Annotated in this window: 14 protein-coding genes; 3 read left to right on the top strand and 11 right to left on the bottom strand. The window is 39.2% G+C overall.

Going from position 1 to position 17,009, the window contains the following annotated elements; all coding sequences use genetic code 11:
• The first annotated feature begins 29 nt into the window (after nucleotides 1-29).
• Together EMK97_RS15000 and EMK97_RS15005 are read left to right on the top strand one after the other, a co-directional pair.
• Nucleotides 30-881, top strand: a complete 852-nt coding sequence (locus EMK97_RS15000) for a DUF2797 domain-containing protein (protein ID WP_130603560.1) — start codon at nucleotides 30-32, stop codon at nucleotides 879-881.
• Between the two features lie 156 nt (nucleotides 882-1,037).
• Nucleotides 1,038-1,883: an HDOD domain-containing protein gene (locus tag EMK97_RS15005; protein WP_130603562.1), complete on the top strand. Its 846-nt coding sequence runs from the start codon at nucleotides 1,038-1,040 to the stop codon at nucleotides 1,881-1,883.
• 254 nt (nucleotides 1,884-2,137) lie between these two features.
• On the opposite strand, the gene EMK97_RS15010 is transcribed toward EMK97_RS15005, so the two are convergent.
• The 8 genes from EMK97_RS15010 to lptD form a co-directional block, all read right to left on the bottom strand.
• Nucleotides 2,138-3,502, bottom strand: coding sequence for an IS1182 family transposase (locus EMK97_RS15010; protein ID WP_130598330.1), 1,365 nt, complete (start codon nucleotides 3,500-3,502; stop codon nucleotides 2,138-2,140).
• A gap of 142 nt (nucleotides 3,503-3,644) precedes the next feature.
• A complete protein-coding gene (locus tag EMK97_RS15015; protein ID WP_033092258.1) occupies nucleotides 3,645-3,851 on the bottom strand; it encodes a cold-shock protein in 207 nt (68 codons plus the stop codon).
• A gap of 300 nt (nucleotides 3,852-4,151) precedes the next feature.
• Complete coding sequence (locus EMK97_RS15020) at nucleotides 4,152-6,170, bottom strand: HAMP domain-containing methyl-accepting chemotaxis protein (protein ID WP_130603564.1); 2,019 nt, start codon at nucleotides 6,168-6,170, stop codon at nucleotides 4,152-4,154.
• Between the two features lie 180 nt (nucleotides 6,171-6,350).
• On the bottom strand, nucleotides 6,351-7,187 hold the full coding sequence (locus EMK97_RS15025; protein ID WP_130603566.1) for a symmetrical bis(5'-nucleosyl)-tetraphosphatase: 837 nt from the start codon (nucleotides 7,185-7,187) through the stop codon (nucleotides 6,351-6,353).
• Between the two features lie 8 nt (nucleotides 7,188-7,195).
• On the bottom strand, nucleotides 7,196-8,053 hold the full coding sequence (rsmA, locus tag EMK97_RS15030) for a 16S rRNA (adenine(1518)-N(6)/adenine(1519)-N(6))-dimethyltransferase RsmA (RefSeq protein ID WP_130603568.1): 858 nt from the start codon (nucleotides 8,051-8,053) through the stop codon (nucleotides 7,196-7,198).
• A 73-nt stretch (nucleotides 8,054-8,126) separates the two neighbouring features.
• Nucleotides 8,127-9,107, bottom strand: coding sequence for a 4-hydroxythreonine-4-phosphate dehydrogenase PdxA (gene pdxA / locus EMK97_RS15035; protein ID WP_130603570.1), 981 nt, complete (start codon nucleotides 9,105-9,107; stop codon nucleotides 8,127-8,129).
• Nucleotides 9,107-10,408 carry a peptidylprolyl isomerase SurA gene (surA, locus tag EMK97_RS15040; RefSeq protein WP_130603572.1) on the bottom strand — a complete coding sequence of 434 codons (1,302 nt, stop codon included), beginning with the start codon at nucleotides 10,406-10,408 and terminating at the stop codon, nucleotides 9,107-9,109. The genes pdxA and surA overlap by 1 nt, the downstream gene beginning before the upstream one ends.
• Nucleotides 10,409-10,455: 47 nt before the next feature.
• A complete protein-coding gene (gene lptD, locus EMK97_RS15045; protein ID WP_130603574.1) occupies nucleotides 10,456-12,783 on the bottom strand; it encodes an LPS assembly protein LptD in 2,328 nt (775 codons plus the stop codon).
• A 207-nt stretch (nucleotides 12,784-12,990) separates the two neighbouring features.
• Here lptD and djlA point away from each other — a divergent pair, with 207 nt between their 5' ends.
• Nucleotides 12,991-13,809, top strand: a complete 819-nt coding sequence (gene djlA, locus EMK97_RS15050) for a co-chaperone DjlA (protein WP_130603576.1) — start codon at nucleotides 12,991-12,993, stop codon at nucleotides 13,807-13,809.
• A gap of 22 nt (nucleotides 13,810-13,831) precedes the next feature.
• Here the strand turns inward: djlA and EMK97_RS15055 are convergent, their stop codons facing one another.
• From EMK97_RS15055 to EMK97_RS15065, 3 genes are all read right to left on the bottom strand, one after another.
• On the bottom strand, nucleotides 13,832-15,058 hold the full coding sequence (locus EMK97_RS15055) for a cyclic di-GMP phosphodiesterase (protein WP_130603578.1): 1,227 nt from the start codon (nucleotides 15,056-15,058) through the stop codon (nucleotides 13,832-13,834).
• Nucleotides 15,059-15,213: 155 nt separating this feature from the next.
• The gene (locus EMK97_RS15060) at nucleotides 15,214-16,146 is read right to left on the bottom strand and encodes a DUF3530 family protein (protein ID WP_170176778.1); all 933 of its coding nucleotides are present in this window, start codon (nucleotides 16,144-16,146) and stop codon (nucleotides 15,214-15,216) included.
• A 183-nt stretch (nucleotides 16,147-16,329) separates the two neighbouring features.
• Nucleotides 16,330-16,962 carry an RluA family pseudouridine synthase gene (locus EMK97_RS15065; RefSeq protein WP_130604508.1) on the bottom strand — a complete coding sequence of 211 codons (633 nt, stop codon included), beginning with the start codon at nucleotides 16,960-16,962 and terminating at the stop codon, nucleotides 16,330-16,332.
• Between the last annotated feature and the right edge of the window lie 47 nt (nucleotides 16,963-17,009).

The following is a 17,009-nucleotide window of genomic DNA, read 5'->3' on the forward strand; positions in this document are numbered from 1 at the left end:
AATGTTAATCATGCAAAAAAAGAGAGCATATGTTTGTAAGTGAAGTAGGATCTATAGAGAAACTCGTAGCTAAGCTAGATGAAACTAATCAAGTGCAGTATCAATTGCCGCTAGCCGCTATTAATGAAGGACAGCAAAAGCAGTTAATTGCCCTGAACCCGTTAATAGGTAAGCAATTGAGTTTGCATTTTACTGGTACCATCGCCTGTAAGCACTGTGGCAAGAAAACCAAGAAGAGTTATTCACAAGGTTTTTGTTACCCGTGTATGACCAAGTTAGCGCAGTGTGATATGTGCATAATGAAGCCTGAAACTTGCCATCATCACCTTGGTACCTGCCGTGAGCCTGAGTGGGGTCAAAAGCATTGCATGATAGATCATTTTGTTTATCTAGCGAATAGCTCTGGATTAAAAGTCGGTATTACTCGTCATAGTCAAGTACCAACACGCTGGATTGATCAAGGGGCAACTCAAGCTTTACCAATATTTAAAGTAAGCACTCGCTTGCAATCTGGATTAGTAGAAGTAGCTTTGGCCGAATTCATTAATGATAAAACCAACTGGCGCGCTATGCTAAAAGGTGTTGCAGAGCCAATTGATTTAAAAGCTCAAGCTGAAAGACTAAAGCCAGAGATTGCAACTAAGCTTGCTGAGCTGAAATTAACCTATGGTGAAGATGCCTTTGTTGAGCTGGATGAACCAGTGACTGAAATTAATTATCCTGTTGAGCAGTACTTAACAAAGATATCATCATATAACTTTGATAAAACGGCTTTAGTTTCAGGTGTGTTGTTGGGGATAAAAGGTCAGTATCTGATTTTCGATAATGGCGTAATAAATATGCGAAAATTTAGTTCCTATCAAATATCGGTAGAATATTAATTCGAATATAATACAGTAAGCTATACTAAACATTGAGTGAGTTATGGTAGCTAGCAGCCTTTAATGTAAGGCTTTGACGGCTTTAACTTTTCGTTGCGGCTAATTCATTCAAATAAGAAGTGTTTAAACAAAAACGCCACGTAGGATCCATAGGTTATGAATGCTGAAACATACGCTGATAAAGCGAGTAATATTTTTGTTTTATCAGACTCCTTTATTCGTATTAAAGAGTTAATTGATGATGAGTCATCAACTATAGATGATATCTCAGATGTTATATTATTAGATCCTGCTTTGGCGGCGACAGTGCTTAAGCTCGCCAATAGCTCTTTCTTTAATTATCCCGGTAAAATCGATACGATTTCTAAGGCTGTCTTAGTACTCGGTATTACCGAGGTTTATAATTTAGTGATTGCTTACTTTACCACAGAAGCTTTTAAGGCAATTGATGCCAATTCAAAATACCTAGATTACTTTTGGTTAAGAAGTGTTGATTGCGCCTTGTTGATTAAGTTTTTAGGCACTCATTTAAATGTAGCCAATGCAGAGCGATTGTTTATTCTAGGCTTATTACACAACTTAGGTGAGTTGGTGGTTTTACAGATAACACCAAAATTGATTGGTGAGTGTGTTTCTAGTGATACCGCTAAGCCACCTTGGCAAAAGCAACGTGAAGTTTTAGGTTTTACTTTCGGTGAATGTTCAGCTGAATTACTTAAACTTTGGCAATTACCTTATGGTTTATTTGCACCTATAAGGTATCAAGATGTTGATGATGTAAACCAGTATAATGTGGAAACCCAGTTGCTTTATATTGCCAAAAGAGTGATGACTAAAACTCATGTGATTAAGTCGAGCAAATATGATGAGCTAATAGATAAAACACTATTAGATGAACTCAATCTTGATGTTAATACTTTGGCTCAAGCGGTAGATTATTGTGATTTAGAGCGTCTTGATATGCTTTCAATTTTAAGCCCAGGTGCTGCTATGGTGTTTTAGCGAAAAGTTACATTGCCAGGGTGTTATTGCTGCTTAATCAAAAAAGACAAGCGTATTGCTTGTCTTCAGATTACTGACAAACCCCGTCATTCTGTTCGGGGTTTGTCTTTTATGAGCAGCCGTAGGCTGCGATCTCGATATTTTTCTAGCCACGTCTTTTCTATTTTATTTGGTTTTTCTGGACTTGTTTGGGGCTTATCTTCCCTATTTGGCGTGTTAATGTCTCGAATTGAGCTTTTAAAGGGCTATCCTTTTTAGATTGCCATTATTTGGGGAATATTTGATAGCGTCATTGCTATCTTCTTCATATTTTGTGCTGCCGCAGCCATATATGCTTGCATTTGAACATTATGCTTACCTCGGTATCTTGCATACCTGTGACCATGGTGTTGCTTTGCATCAGCAAAACTTCTTTCAACGGTTTCGCATCGTCGTTTGTAAAGGTATTTACCAAGGCTTGTTAAGCGAAATTCATTAGCCCGATCTTGACTCGCAGCCATTACGTGGCGTGTTATCACTTTCTTATGACTTTTACTCTTAGTGCAATCTTTTAATTGAGGGCAATTAACGCATACCTTGGGGTCAGAATGATATTCTCGGTAACCCTCTCGACTGGTGGTCGAGTAGATTAACGTTTGCTCTTGCGGGCAGGTATACGTATCTGCTTTCTCGTCGTATTTGAAGTGCTTTTTCTTAATGGCATTCTTCGTTCGTGAAGGACGACGGTAACCAAACACCCCTTGGATGTTACGTTGTTCCAGATTAAAACAGACGGGCGCTGTGAAGTAGCCTGCATCAATACCAACAAATTCAGGGGATAGTGCAAAGCGATTTTCAATGGCATCAAGGCGAGCAATGTATGGTTGAGAATCGTGGACATTACCTGGCGTAATATGCGTATCTACAATAATGTTATAGTCGTTATCTACGGTTCTGTGGTCTAGGTAGAAAAAACCTTTTGGCTTTTCATCTCGGTGCATATAACCGCTATCACTATCGGTTTTACTTACCTTATTCCGCTTTATCTCACAATAGCCTTTATCCTTGAGTGGCTTTTTTCCAGCCGCTTTACGGTCTGCCTCCACAGCTTTGTTGATTTGCTTAATATAGGCACTGGTTGAGACGGGTTTGAGCTTGTTGGTGAACTTTCGTTTATTGGCGTTTGCTTTTAAGTGTGTGCTGTCGGTGAATAAGGCTTTGCCCCCAACTAGACCATGTTTAATGGCTTGTTGGACGATGTGATTAAATATACGTTCAAATACATCTGTGCCATTGAAACGACGAATACGATTTTGACTAAGTGTTGAGGCATCGATAACTTTCTCGGTAAGCCCCATGCGGAGAAACCATCGATACGCGACATTTACTTCGATGTCTTTGATGATTTGGCGCTCACTTTTAATACCAAATAAGTACCCAAGTAGCATAATTTTAAATAGCTGGACTGGCTCCACCGGAGGACGACCATTATCAGTGCAATATAAGTCTTTGACTTCATCTCGAATAAACTCAAAGTCAATATACTTATCGAGTTTACGAACTAGATGGTTGGCTGGAACTAACTGGTCTAGCGTGACCATTTCGAGTTCATGTTGTTGCGGGGAAGGTTCTCTTAACATGGTTAATTTTTGTAATTTTCCATGTTTTTATTAGATCAAAGTCCTAGACTACTGTCTAGGACTTTGTCATCAGTCTGAAGACAAGCGTATTGCTTGTCTTTTTTATTATTCATATGGCCTTGATTAGCCATTTAGTGGCTGATTAAAGCGCAACAATGTTCTCAGCTTGAGGGCCTTTTTGGCCATCAGTAACTGTGAATTCAACTTTTTGACCTTCAGCAAGTGTTTTGAAACCTTCACCAACGATAGCGTTGAAGTGAGCGAAAACATCTGGGCCATTTTCTTGCTCGATGAAACCAAAACCTTTTGCTTCGTTAAACCATTTTACTGTACCAGTAGTAGTAGACATAATTCTATCCTATTAAATTTATTGAGTAATGTGCTTAATATTTGAAATTCAATTAGCTAACTGAAAGGTGCAAACAAAAAGCGGTTTGCTAAAAAGAGTTGCTATTACTTATAAATCAGGACGTGCGATATATCTAAAAATATTTACAACGAAATGGTGTACAACAATATAAAACTAACTTCAAGCCACTGGATTATATAGCTTGATGCTTTTATGTCAATGAAAACGTGCTAGCTGCTATGCATAAAAAAGCCCGCAGTTGAAGTGCGGGCTTATAAGAGGTTAACACCTAGGTTGCAATTATAACTTAAACTCTTGTACCGATTGTTGTAGTTCTTCAGCAAGTTTTGCTACTTCACTACTTGATGAAGCGGTTTGTTGAGAGCCAGCAGTCGTTTGCTCAGCAATGGCAACAATTGATTCTAGGTTTTCACTAATTTCATGGGCAACAACACTTTGCTCTTCTGCTGCGGTAGCAATTTGTGAACTTCGATCAAAGGCTTCATGTACAGCATGGGTAATAGTTTCAAGTGCTCTGTCTGCTTCTTCACTTTGATGAACACAATCAGCTGCTTTTGCTTTACCAGTATCCATGACGGTTACGGCTTTACCTGCACCTGATTGTAGTGCTTCAATCATGGTTTGAATTTCTGATGTAGACTCTTGTGTTCTACTTGCCAATGTTCTTACTTCATCAGCAACTACGGCAAAACCACGACCTTGCTCACCAGCACGTGCGGCCTCAATTGCGGCGTTTAAGGCAAGTAAGTTGGTTTGCTCTGCAATACCTCGAATTACATCTAAAATACCGCCGATTGAGGCACTATCTTGTTGTAATTGGTTGATAACCTGTGCGGCTGAATCAACTTCTCCTGCCAGCTCTTCGATAGTATGACGATTGCGCTCTGAAATGACTTTCACGCGCTCTGCTTCATCATCAGCATGCTTAATTTCACCTAAGGCATCATTGGCACTCGATAATACGCTTTGTGAAGTGCTACTCATTTCGGTTGTCGCAGAGGCAGCTTGTTCAACTTGGTTACGTTGTTCTTCAATCGCACTGGTACTTTGCGAGGTTACCGCAGAAGTTTGCTCAGCCGCGGCAGCTAATTGAGTTGAACGACTCACAATACTTTGAATTAGGGTACGTAAGCTCTCGATAAGTGAGTTACAGTTAGCTGAAAGCTGGGCAAATTCATCATGACCACTGTCATCAAGCTTACGAGATAAATCACCAGAAGCGACTACTTTAAGCATGTCATTTACTCTAGCTAGTGGGCGAATAATGCTGATAAGAGTACGGTGTGCAATAAACACTGCAATAACAATAGAAATAATCACTATGGTAATTGTTTGACTGGTACCATCACTCACTGATTTTTCCACTAACTTAGTCGCTTCAATCGTCGTTTGATTCGCTAATTCAACTTGTTTGTTTAGTACTTCATTTACCTTAGTTGCACTAAGCTCTTCTTTTGCTAATAGTTCTGCCGCTGTTTGATTTGCTGATAATTGCGCACGTTTATGAGCAATAATACCCGTTGACGTTGATAGTAAGTCTTGGATGTCTGCCAAAGTAGAGCTAATTTCTTCTGAAATATCATCGACATTATGTTGATTTAGTTCAGCTAGGATTTCTTCAAGGGACTTTTGCGCTTCGGTTAAGCTAAAGTTAAGCTCACTTTCAATTAATTCAGCAGTGGAGTCAGATAAGGTGTCTCTGTATTCAAATGTAGAAGATACTAAGGCGTTAAACTGGTTTTCAAGCTGCTCACTTAAGCTAATAGCTCGTTGTAGTTTAGTATCTGCTAAATCATGATCAGCCAGATCAAGTAATAGCATCACAGTGTCATCAGCTTTTTCTTCTAATGAATCGACTTTTCCATCTAACAGGTTTTTCTGTTCAATACTAAGCTTGTGGTTTTCAAAAACCCCGAGAGAAGATTCGTTAAATACTTTAAATTCACTATCTACGCGCTTTAGGTTACTAAGTAGATTATTTTCTTGAGCGACAATAGTTTTGAGTTGCGCTAACTCTTTGGAAAACATTTGCTCAATACGTTTATATTCAGCTAATTCTTGCGCTAGTTTAGTTAAATCACTTTGATAGTAGCCTTTTAGAGCCAATTTACTCAGCTGGCTAATTTCAATGGCTAATTTGTTACTGGCTTTTAAGGTAGGGATAGCCAGTTCATTTTGTTGACTAGTGGAGTCATTGATAGTACTAAAGTTTTTGTAAGAAAATACGCTGGTTATTACAAGTAATAGTGAAATTATGGTGAAACCACCAATAATTTTCCTAGCTACAGTTAGATTCATAGATACCACCAATTGATTTAAAGCCAATGCGTTATTGTTATGCGTTTGAATACTTATAGTTATTTTTAACTAATGCCAAATTATATCGACAATTATTGAATTATATTAAGCATTATTTCTTCATTATAACAAGCTAAACTGCTTTTTCACCTTAAGATACAGGTTTTATTGCCTTTTAGTTTATTTTTTATGAGCTGTTTCAATAAATACTTTTTTGTCGTGCCAGCGTAACATGGTTAAGTAATTTCCCCAAACGCAGCCTGTATCTAGCGCAAGCATATTAGCTTTATGAGTTTTGCCCATGAGTGATGCCCAATGGCCAAATAACCAATAATGATCATCAGGTAGTTTAGTTAAATTAAACCAAGGCGTCAGTTGGCTTGGGTTAGACTGATTTATTAATGTACTAGGGGCTGATTTTTGCAGAAATTCGAGTGAACCATCGGCAAAGCAATATCTCATGCGAGTGAGTGAATTGATGGTGTAGCGAAACTTTTCAATATCGTTATGTGCATCTGACCAGTTATTGGGTTGCTCACCATACATTTGCTTGAGCCAATAGTCTCTTTGTGGTGATTGTAACTTTTGCTGAGCTAAATTTGCTTGTGTTAGGGCTTCTTTAATTTGCCACTGAGGAGATAAACCAGCATGGCTTAAATAGGCATGCTCATTATCTGAGGTCGGCAATTTTTGAATAAGTGGTTGTTGGGCGAGCCATGTCATCAGTTCATTGATGTCATCAGCTGCGAGTAACTCATCAAGTTTGTCTGCTGCTTTTACTTTTTTAATACCAGCATAAACGGAAAGTAGATGTAGATCATGATTACCTAGCACTACTTTGCCGCGAGCGCCTAAACTTTTAACAAACCTGAGTGTTGCAAGTGAGTCAGGGCCGCGAGCGACAAGATCGCCAGCAAAGTAAAGGGTATCTTGTTGGCGATCAAAATTCACTTGCGCTAATAATGCACTTAGCTCTGAAAAACAGCCTTGAATATCACCAACAATATAATATGCCACAGGCTCTGTTATTCACTTAAATGCTTGGCTGCACGTTTTTTCGCTTTTGACTCAGGCACAGCAGGTGGGTTATCGACGATAAAATTCGCTAGTTTTATATAGTCATCGATAGATAAATTTTCAGGGCGTAAACTCGGATCAATATTTAGACTCGTTAACTGCTCACTAGTTATCAGGTTTTTAAAGCTATTACGTATGGTTTTTCTACGTTGATTAAAGGCCGTTAAACATACCGTATTAAGAGCATTAATATCTTTTACCGGGTTTTTGATCTCTTTATGTGGGATGAGTCGCACAATAGCCGAGTCAACTTTAGGCGCAGGTTTAAATGCTTCTGGGCCTATTTCCATCACAGGCACAACTTGGCATTGGTATTGCGTCATAATAGATAAACGGCCATAGGCTTTACAGTCAGGACCAGCAGCCATACGTTCTACCACTTCTTTTTGCAACATAAAGTGCATATCTTGTACTTTATCTTTAAAGGTTAGTAGGTGGAAAATCAGTGGCGTGGAAATATTGTACGGCAAGTTGCCAAAAATTCTTAATGGCTTGTCATCCGTAGCTAATTTAGCGAAATCAAATTTGAGTGCATCAATTTCATAAATGGTTAGATGCGGCGCTAAAAATGGGTGATGACGTAAACGATGTGCCAGATCTCTATCTAATTCAACTACCGATAGCTTACCAGCACGCTCAATAACAGGCTCTGTTAGCGCTCCTAAGCCGGGACCAATTTCAATTAAGCTTTCATTAGGCTCAGGGTTAATCGCATCGACAATACTGCTAATGATGGCATCATTATGTAAAAAGTTTTGGCCAAATCGTTTTTTGGCCTGATGGCCTAAATGGGCGTTACTGCTCATACCTTGCTACTCTAAATTTTTGCATTATGTCAGTTAGTATAGTCTGACGATTTTAATCGCTATTGTGAGTCGATTAACTATTGTTGGCTAATTTAATGGCGTTTTTTATCGCTTCCATAAAGCTACCTGAATCAGCTTGATTACTGCCTGCCAGCTCGAGCGCGGTACCGTGATCCACAGAGGTTCTGATAAAAGGTAGACCTAGGGTGATATTAACCGAAGCGCCAAAACCTTTGTATTTTAATACCGGCAAGCCTTGATCATGGTACATTGTTAATATGGCATCGGCCTGTTCAAGGTATTTTTCCTGAAAAATAGTATCAGCTGGTAGCGGACCAACAATATCTATGCCCTCAGCTCTGAGTTCAGCAAATGCGGGCTCCATTACTTCAATTTCTTCTCGGCCTAAGTGCCCACCTTCACCTGCATGAGGATTAATACCACATGCAAAGATTTTCGGTGACTCAATGGCAAACTTATCTTTTAAGTCTTTATGGAGAATGCGAGTGACTTTTTGTAGGCGCTCAAAGGTGATCGCTTTTGATACATAAGCAAGCGGTATATGGGTTGTGACTAAAGCAACACGTAAGCCTTCAGTCGCTAACATCATAACAACATCACTACAGTTTGCTTGATGAGCAAAGTATTCTGTGTGTCCGCTAAATGCAATGCCAGCTTTATTGATCAAACCTTTATGTACAGGTCCTGTAACAACGGCATCAAACTCACCTGAGATATTTTTATCGCTGGCAACTCTTAATGTTTCGACGACATACGCACCATTATTGCTGTTCAGTTCACCTGCAACACATGGCTCAGCAAGTTCAACGTCTAAGATGGTAATACTGCCTGCTGCTTGTGCTTGTGCAGGTTTAGTTGCATCGTAATCAATTAGCTTAAGGGGCAGAGATAATTGCTTGGCTCTTGCTAACATCAGTGATTTTGAGGCAACGACGACCATTTCAACAGGCCAAGCTTGCTGAGCAATGGTTATGACGAGATCTGGGCCTATGCCAGCAGGTTCGCCGGGGGTAATAGCAATGCGCTTAGTCATTACTTTTCATCCTGTTCAAAAATTTCAATATACGCTTCGTCACGGGTTTCTTTCATCCAGCGTGCACTTTCAATACCGAACTTTCGGCTGTGTAAAATTTGGTACGCTCGCTTCTCATTCATTTGTGAAGTGGCATCTATCATACGTCTGTCGTTTAATTGAATAATATGCCAGCCAAATGAAGAGCGAAATGGCTTATGATATTCACCCACTTTCATGCTTGCTAAGGCATCTCTAAAGGCAGGATCATAGCTTTTGGGGTCAGCCCAACCTAAATCACCACCGCGAATAGCGGTAGGGCCATCAGAATGTTCTTTAGCTAATTCTGAAAAGTCAGCTTCACCAGCTTCAACTTGCTCTAATAAGCCTTGTAGTAACTCTTTTGCTTTATCATCGCTTAAAATTATTGAAGGTTCGATAAGAATGTGGCTTGCTCTGACTTCTTCTACTTCTACTACTTGTCTACCGCGAATATCCAGTACTTTGACAATACTGTAACCTAGGCCGGTACGAATTGGTCCTACTACGGTATCTTTGGCTTTGCCATCAATTAAATCGGCAAACAGGGTTGGCATCTCGTTAATATTTTTCCAACCTAACTCACCCCCTTTAAGGGCATTGGCATCACCAGAAGAAGCAATGGCAATTTTGGCAAAGTTTGAGCCATTATTTAATAGCTCAATTACTTTATTGGCGCGAGTTTTGGCATCTTCCATATCTTGTTGCGTAGGGTCTGCTGGAAACTCAATTAAGATATGGCCTAAGTTATATTCTACGTCGTTATTGGTTTGTTCTTTCATTAACGAAAGTAGATTATCGATTTCTTGCGGAGAAACAAATACCCGACGACCAACACTGTTGCGACGCACTTCACCTGCGATTAATTCGGTACGAATACTTTCACGATATACTTCATAGTTAGTACCATCGGCAATAATATTCTGGCGAAATTGTTCTATTGATAATTTATTGTCTTGTGCCATACGGGCAATGGTTTGATCAAGTTGCGCGTCGCTAACTTGTATACCCATACGTTCGCCCATTTGAATTAATAAACTATCATTGATGAGTTTATCCATAACTTGTGTTCTTAGCGCAGAATCAGAAGGTAAGCTTTGGTTATTTTGCTTTGCCTGTTGCTTGATACTTGCCAGTAAGCCAGCAACTTCTGACTCAAGGACAACGCCACCGTTGACTATGGCAGCAACGCGATCAACGAGCGCTTCATCAGCATGAGCGGGTGTCAATGTGCCAACAATAAGTGAACTGACTAAGGCTAAAATTTTAACTGAGTTTTTCATGTGAATATTATATCTTCTTGTTTAATAGGTTAAGCTGCTAGGCAAGGCTAATTGTTTAAGTAATATGGTCGTTTATAACCAAATATACTGTCGTTAAACATTTCCTGTGTACCAATTGCAGATTGTTTGCCATCAAGCCCTTTAATAATGAACTGTACCATAATTCCACTATCAAATTCATCGCGGTTTTCATTGATAAAGTCTTCATCGTCTAAGTTTGAATTAATATGACGATGATAAGCTAAGCGAATTGCCCAACAACAACTTTCATATTGAAAACCTGCATAGCTTTCCAGACTACGGCTTTGTCTTAAATCTTGTGTTAAGCGACCAACAAACGCCCAATTGGTGTTGATAGCAACACTGGTTAGTAAAGAAACTTGTTCAAGGCTATTACCTGAGACATTGCGTGCATATCTATGGTTCAATTGAACTGTGTTATATTTGTTAAATTGATAATCTAGGTTCACTTGGCCTTTGTTGGTGAAGTTTTCTTGCGTGTTATATTGAATGTCACCGCTTATTTGCCATTGATGGTTGATACGATAAAACACGTCAGCAGCAACCGATGATTCTTGATTTTCAAGGGCGAAACTTGTGCTGCTAAGGTTTAATAACTCACTGTCTTGCGACTTTTCATTCTCAGAAAGGTACTGAATGCGACCTACACTTAAGCGAAAGACCTCTAGGTTAGACTCGTCTAAAATTCTACTAGTGATACCCCAAGTGTATTGATTTGCACCAGCAATTCTATCTAAACCACTAAAGCGTCTGTCTCTAAATAAACCGTTAAAGTCATCTTGTAAATTGGTTGTATCGTATAAGCCAATATTGCTTTGATCTTTATCTGGAATATAAAGGTACTGAAGCTGTGGCTCAAAAGTATGGCGGTAGTTGCTACCAAATGCTGTCATCTGGCGGTCAAAATTAATGCCACCGTGAAAACGTACTTTAGGCAAGGTTCGTTGTACCGTATCTTCTAAGTCACTACCTAACTGAATATTATCTTGTTGGTAATAGGTGTGCATTAAACGCAGCTCTGAGTTAAAGAACCAGGCTGGTGTTGATACTGGCAAGGTTAATCCTGCTTCAACGTGATAGCGATTTGCCTCAACTTGGTTTTCTTCTGCTGATTGAAAGCTACTTAACTCAGAATATAACTCTAACTGACTTGAAAGAAAGTTGAGTGGTTGTTGGGCGGCAATTTCAATATGAGGTAGTGTTTTATAGCTGGGTTGGTGATTACCTAAAACCTCGAAATCTTGTAATTTAAATGTGGTTTGCCAGTTTTCACCGAAATAGGCCAGTTCACCAATTTGGTATAAGTAGGCATCATTTGAGTTGTATTGGCGACTACCAATATCAACTAAGTAGTTATCATCACTCATGGTGGTGTAATCAACATAAGCACGGAAGTTATCAGAAAAGGTACCAACGTGTTGAAGGCGAGCTAAATATCTTGGATCGTCATTTGCCTTTAAGGCTTTATCTTTATTTAAATACTCAATATCGATTTGGCCTGCTTGTAAGCCGACTAAATATCTAAATTCTGTTTGTAGTTGTAGGCCGCGCTTAGACATATAGTGCGGTGTAATGGTCGCATCATAATTCTCGGCAATATTCCAGTAAAATGGCGTTTCTACTTCTAAACCTGAGTTGCTAGAACTTGATATTTTCGGGTAGAGAAAGCCCGTAGTACGCTTTTGCGAAACTGGAAACGAGAAGTACGGAATATATAAAACCGGTACATCAAGAACGCGAAATTGTGCATGATAAGCCTCACCAAAATCACCTGTTGCGGATAAGTTAATTTCACTGGCTTTTATTTGCCAATCCGGAGTTTCATCTAAACAGGTGGTAAAGGTTGAGTCGATTAAATTTAATTGGCCGTCAGTGGTTACCAATAATTGTGCCGCACTACCATGACCTGGGTTGCCATCAAGTTGATAGGACGCCGATGTCATGGTGGTTGAGTTTTGAGCTTTGCTCGCGCTTAGTGCGTCGGCAAAGATATTAATATTATTGCTTTGGTAGTGGATATTACCAATGGCTTTTAGTTCCATAGATAAGCGATTAAAGGCCAGTTCATCGGCTAATATTTTCTGGCTTTTATCAATTAAGGTAACGCCGCCACTAAATTGCGTGATGAGATCTCGTTCAATACTGGCGTACTTTGAGAAGATGTTAATGGTGTCATCAGTAACATTTGCTCTACCGGTAGCTATTTCTTTATAGGTTGGGATAGGGCAGAGCATCGGCATAGTAGCTGGCCCTTGGCTTTTTAATTCATGATTATTTGCCAATAATTCATCTGAAAAAATAATTAATGTGCTGACAAAGGAGATAATCAACAATGATTGTCGGGAAAAAAACATTTAATGTCCGAAAAATAAGCGAAAATGGTTATAATTTTAGTTTTTATGATGATGAATCAAGCATTTTAACGGCTAATTGCATTATGATATAGCAATTTTTTTAATCGTGCTAATCTGTCAGGATTAGTTGCGCAATTTTATTTCGTTCAGTCGTGTTGATTTATTGGCTGCAAGCCAAGTTTTAAATGTTAATGGGTTAGTTTTACTATGCGTTTTTGGGGAAAAATACTCGGGTTTATTTTTGGTTTTATGTTAAGTAAAACTATTATTGGCGCCCTAATTGGAACATGGCTTGGTCATTTATTTGATAAAGGCAGGGGTTTTGATTTTGATGGCATAGCAGCTGGCAAAGAAGATGATGTTTCTCGTCAGGCGGCCTTCTTTTATACCACCTTCTCTGTGATGGGCAATGTCGCTAAGGCGAAAGGGCAAGTTACTAGCCATGAAATTGCTTTTGCTAGCGCTTACATGAATAAGTTGGGTTTAACTAATGAGCTTAAACAACAAGCTCAAGATGCTTTTCGTGAAGGTAAATCACTTAACTTTCCATTAAAAGAGCGGCTGCGTAAATTTAAACGTTTAATGGGCAATCGCCATGATTTGCTATTAATGTTTTTAGAAATTCAAATTCAAGTGGCATTTTCTGATGGTCAGTTAGATAAACACGAGCGCGCAGTATTACATACCATAGCAAAATATTTAGGCTATTCTGCCAGAGAGTTAGATAATTTACTGGAAATGATTATTGCTGGTGCGGCTTTTCATCAACAAGGTGGCCAAAGTTACGGTCATTCAAGCTCTGCACCTGCCAGTGCTACGCAACTAGAAAGCGCCTATAAGGTGCTGGGCGTGAGTAAAGAGGCGCCGATGAAGGATATCAAAAAGGCTTATAAGAAGTTAATGTCGCAGCATCACCCAGATAAATTGATTGCTAAAGGTCTACCGCCAGAAATGATGGAAAGTGCTAAACAAAAAACGCAAGATATTCAGGCAGCGTACGATTTAATTAATAAGCATAATAAATAAAAAGACCTAGCAAAGGCGGGGTTTAATTGATAAACGCTGCTTTAAAAAAGCGTAATAAGTTAATATTGAATTCATCGGGGCTAATACAGCAATCGATCTGATCTTTGTATTTCGCTTGGCTTAAATCAAGCTCTTCCATGGCGATAGCTTGATTAAGACGCGTGTTATAAAACACACGTATAAATGGCTGTAATGGTTTGCTTTTATTGAGTTGGCTAATAAGTCCTAATTTACCACTGGTGAGTTTTACTAAGGTACCTATAGGGTATATGCCTAAGCAATTTACAAACTGCTCTACTAAGTTATTATCATAGCTGTTTGGTGATTCTTTCATTAATATTTTAAAAGCTTTGATAGGGTGCATGCCTGCTTTGTACACTCTTTCCGCTGTCATAGCATCATAGCTATCAACAATGGCAATCATGCGACCATATTGGCTAATGTCATCAGCAGCTATTTGATTGGGGTAACCTTTGCCATCGAGTCGCTCGTGATGTTGCCTGACAATTTCTAGTGCTATCTCTGGTAACTCAGGGCTTTCTTTTAAGACATCTATACCTAAATTAACGTGAGTCTTAATGACTTGGTATTCTTGTTCGGTTAACTTGCCCGGTTTATGTAGTACTTCAGGCGGAATAAGTACTTTGCCAATATCATGTAAAAATGCACCAAGCGCTAAGTCTTCAATTAAACTGCGCTCAAAGCCTAGATGTTTAGCAAAAATGGTCATTAAGATAGAAACATTCAGCGAATGTTCGACTAAATATTCGTCTTTAATTCTTAGCCTTGTCATGCAGCTTAATGCATCTTGATTGCAAAATATTGATTCGACTATGGCATCGGTTGATGCTTTCGCCTCAGAGATATCAATGGTTTTTTGTTCACCTAAACTCGTTAAAATTTTGTGCTGTAGGCTTTTGGCATCATCATAAAGCTTGTTGGCCTTTTTCATTTCTTGATCTAGTGATACCCCCTTGGCTTTGTTGTTTTTAGCTTTGTCTTTTAGCGAGGTATTAATATCAGGTAGTATTTTATCTATTTTTTCTGCTTGCTTTTCCTTGCTAGGGTCGACTGTTAGGTGGGTTATTCCGGCTTTTTTGAGTTTATTTATATTCTCTTTTGAGCGTATATAGCCTTCAGTTTTAACTGTGACTGTTTTGTCTTTACTGATCACAGATAACACATACATGCCAGGTTTTAGTTGGCTTAATGGGATTTTTTTTATGGTGGAATCGGCATTAGCTGTCATACGGAATACTCATTTGGAAAGTTAAAAAATCAAATCCCTTGAGTAATATCAAGTAAAGTAATTCCCTTGGCATGATTAACTAGTTAATTCAATTGATATTATCATTTACTAAGCATAGCTTAACTTGCGATAAGTGTTTATGTTTGTTGTGTTAACTACCAACCAATAGCGCGCAGCCAGCTATTTATTTGTCTGATTAACTCTTTTTCAGGGTAATAACCTGTGTTGCTATTATTGAGTTGCCTTTGTCGGTAATAGACTTTCATTTCCTGCTTAGCATACATCAATCGCTCTTTTGCACCTGTTATCGCTAAAGGGTGATCATAGTTTAATAAGACATCAAAAATAGGGTATTCACTTTGAGCCACTTGCTGGGCAAAGGCGTTATTAATAGCAGATTGTTGACTCGGATTAGCATCTAAAAAGCTACTTAGCATGATAAGGGCATTTGCTGCTTCATTTTGCTCATTGTCGATTAAATCCACTAGCATAGCCGCATGGTTTCCTTGAGCAATAACTAGCACAACGCCTGGGTGCTCTTTTGCTTTCGTCATTAATACCTTAAACATAGTGCTTAACTTAGTTTTATAGGCTTGAATTGTTGCTTTATCTGCTTCAATTTGCTCGTTTGAATCAATAGCGCTTGAGGGAAAGTTTGCCGGTTTATTGTCAGGCTGAACCGTAATCGTAGTCCAGCCGTGACTTGGTAAACTTTCTTGTAAAAAGTGTATGGCTTTAGGGTTGGTTGCCCCTTGCTGCCAATCAGGTAATAAAATGGCAACGCCTTTACTGTTTGCGCTTGTGTATCTATTGACTATGGTGAGGTAATCATCAGGGCCGGCTAAAATTGGTGATACTTTTTCTTTCGCCAAATAATGATTTATATCCTGTTTTTGTTGCTTAATGCGTGGGATTGGCATAACAATGCCATCGGTATTTTCAGACTTATTTGTGCTCTCAGGGGCTGCATTACTTGCGGGAGTCGTCTCGGGTGTTTTCTCAGGCTCACTTTGTTGGCCATGCACAGTATTGGCAGCAAAACCTAGCAAGGTAATAATACAAATAATAACAGCCGTTTGAATGCTCACACAGATTCCTATAATTTTTGAACTAAGCTTATTCAGATGTATTAACCTTACTGTTTACTTAGCATATATCAAGGTTTATCAGATACTAATGAATTTATCGACAGCAAATCAGCAAACTTAAATGCCTTGGTAACGCTTTTCTTCATAAACCTGAGCTAGAACTTGAGCATAGGTTTAATACATCTAGTCAAACGGGCAGGGAGCGACAAAGTGCAAAGCAGCATTGCTAACAGGGTGATAAAGGGATAGCTCTTGCGCATGTAGTTGTAGTCTAGGGCTACTATTTAGCGCTTCACCTGTGGCATAAAGTTTATCCCCTTGAATGGGGTGGCCAAGGGAGAGCATGTGCACTCTAAGCTGATGAGAGCGGCCAGTCACAGGGGAAAGCTCAACTAAGCTGCTAGTGTTATTTTGGCTCAGTACTTTGTAGTGAGTTAACGCTTTTTTGCCGTTTTCATGGTCTACTTTTTGTTTTGGCCTATTTGGCCAGTCACAAATAAGCGGCAGGTCAATACTGCCTGCTTGCTGTTGTACCAAGCCAAACACCCGTGCAATGTAACGCTTTTGTGTTTTTCTTTTTTCAAATTGTTGGCTAATGCGCACATGAGCAGCTTTATTTAGTGCCATGATCAAAATGCCCGAGGTGGCCATATCTAATCTGTGCACAATAGTCGCGCTAGGTAAAACTCGTTGCACACGTGTTTCTACACAATCTCTATGCTCAGGTAAGCGCCCTGGCACGGTTAAAATGCCACTGGCTTTATTTATCACGACAATATCATCATCCTGATAGATGATATCAAGATAAGGCGTCATCGGTGGTTGATAAATAAAGTCAGGGTTTGCCGGCACTGGTTAGTTCC

The organism is Litorilituus sediminis, assembly GCF_004295665.1.
GTDB classification, from domain to species: Bacteria; Pseudomonadota; Gammaproteobacteria; order Enterobacterales; family Alteromonadaceae; genus Colwellia; species Colwellia sediminis.

Bases quoted from the DNA above. Each gene is read 5' to 3' on its own strand.
- EMK97_RS15000 (WP_130603560.1), top strand. From the start codon at position 30: ATGTTTGTAAGTGAAGTAGGATCTATAGAGAAACTCGTAGCTAAGCTA.
- EMK97_RS15005 (WP_130603562.1), top strand. From the start codon at position 1,038: ATGAATGCTGAAACATACGCTGATAAAGCGAGTAATATTTTTGTTTTA.
- EMK97_RS15010 (WP_130598330.1), bottom strand. From the start codon at position 3,502: ATGTTAAGAGAACCTTCCCCGCAACAACATGAACTCGAAATGGTCACG.
- EMK97_RS15015 (WP_033092258.1), bottom strand. From the start codon at position 3,851: ATGTCTACTACTACTGGTACAGTAAAATGGTTTAACGAAGCAAAAGGT.
- EMK97_RS15020 (WP_130603564.1), bottom strand. From the start codon at position 6,170: ATGAATCTAACTGTAGCTAGGAAAATTATTGGTGGTTTCACCATAATT.
- rsmA (WP_130603568.1), bottom strand. From the start codon at position 8,053: ATGAGCAGTAACGCCCATTTAGGCCATCAGGCCAAAAAACGATTTGGC.
- pdxA (WP_130603570.1), bottom strand. From the start codon at position 9,107: ATGACTAAGCGCATTGCTATTACCCCCGGCGAACCTGCTGGCATAGGC.
- surA (WP_130603572.1), bottom strand. From the start codon at position 10,408: ATGAAAAACTCAGTTAAAATTTTAGCCTTAGTCAGTTCACTTATTGTT.
- lptD (WP_130603574.1), bottom strand. From the start codon at position 12,783: ATGTTTTTTTCCCGACAATCATTGTTGATTATCTCCTTTGTCAGCACA.
- djlA (WP_130603576.1), top strand. From the start codon at position 12,991: ATGCGTTTTTGGGGAAAAATACTCGGGTTTATTTTTGGTTTTATGTTA.
- EMK97_RS15055 (WP_130603578.1), bottom strand. From the start codon at position 15,058: ATGACAGCTAATGCCGATTCCACCATAAAAAAAATCCCATTAAGCCAA.
- EMK97_RS15065 (WP_130604508.1), bottom strand. From the start codon at position 16,962: ATGACGCCTTATCTTGATATCATCTATCAGGATGATGATATTGTCGTG.